Raw genomic sequence first — 1,110 nt, 5'->3', positions numbered from 1 at the left:
GGACTCGCCTCGGAAGGCCGCTAACGGTACGTGAGGGGAACCCTGAGGGAATCTGATTCCCTCAGGGTTCCCCTCACGTACCTTGGCCCAGCTATCCGCCGGGGACTGTCTCGCCGCCAAGAGCCGCCAGCACCTCGCCGCTGTAGTACGACGACAGCCGGTTCGAGGCGAGAAAGACGTACGACGGCGCGAGGTCGTCCGGATGCGCTGCCCGCTGCATGGGAGCCTGCAGGCCGAATTTCTCCACCTTCTCCGGCGGGAACGTCGACGGGATCAGCGGCGTCCACACCGGACCCGGCGCGACGCAGTTCACCCGGATCCCCCGGTCGGCCAGTGCCTGCGCCATCGCGTACGTCCAGGAATGGATCGCGCCCTTCGTCGCCGAGTAGTCGATGAGGGATTTGTTGCCGCGCAAGCCGTTCACCGAACCGGTGTTGATGATGACGTCGCCGTCGCCGAGATGCGGCAGCGCGGCGGCGGTCACCCGGAAGTAGCTGTGCAGGTTCACGTCGAACGTGTGCATCCACTGCTCTTCGGTCAGGTCCTCGGGACTGTCGACCGGCCACTGCGTCGCCGCGTTGTTGACCAGGATGTCCAGACCGTCCAATTCGGACAGTGTGCGCTCGACGATGTCCCGGCACTGGCTCGCCTCGGCGAGATCCCCTGGCAGCAGCAAGCATTCCCGCCCCTCCGCGCGCACGCGATCGGCGGTGTACTCGGCGTCCTCGTGCTCGTTGAGGTACGAAATCGCGATGTCCGCGCCTTCTTTCGCGAAGGCGATGGCGACCGCGCGGCCGATGCCGGAGTCGCCGCCGGTGATCAGCGCGCGCTGTCCGGCGAGCAGGCCGCGGCCCTCGTAGCCGGTCATCGAATCGCGCGGCTGCGGGTCCATTTCCGCGGTGGTGCCCGGCGGATCCTGCTGCTGCGGCGGTCGGATGCGGTCTGCCATGCGGGAGTCCTCCCCGAAAAGTCGGTTCCGTTCCTTCCGGCTACCCGCTCCGGAGCCGTTCAATCACCCGAAGGGCCGCCGGCACCGCCCCGAGCGGAGGGGAGTGGGGCTCTTACTAATAAATAAACTCATAAAACAAAAAAAAAAAAAAAAAAAATAGT

General features: G+C 65.4%; 1 protein-coding gene. It reads right to left on the bottom strand.

The annotated features are described in order from the left end of the window. Positions 1-91: 91 nt before the first annotated feature. Positions 92-949, bottom strand: a complete 858-nt coding sequence (locus ACWDNU_RS46620) for an SDR family oxidoreductase (RefSeq protein WP_449673549.1) — start codon at positions 947-949, stop codon at positions 92-94. Positions 950-1,110: the final 161 nt, after the last annotated feature.

The organism is Amycolatopsis sp. NPDC003676, assembly GCF_053587275.1.
This window is presented reverse-complemented; position numbering and strand designations above follow the sequence as displayed.

Excerpts from the sequence above, each read along its gene's own strand:
- ACWDNU_RS46620 (WP_449673549.1), bottom strand. The coding sequence starts at position 949 with ATGGCAGACCGCATCCGACCGCCGCAGCAGCAGGATCCGCCGGGCACC.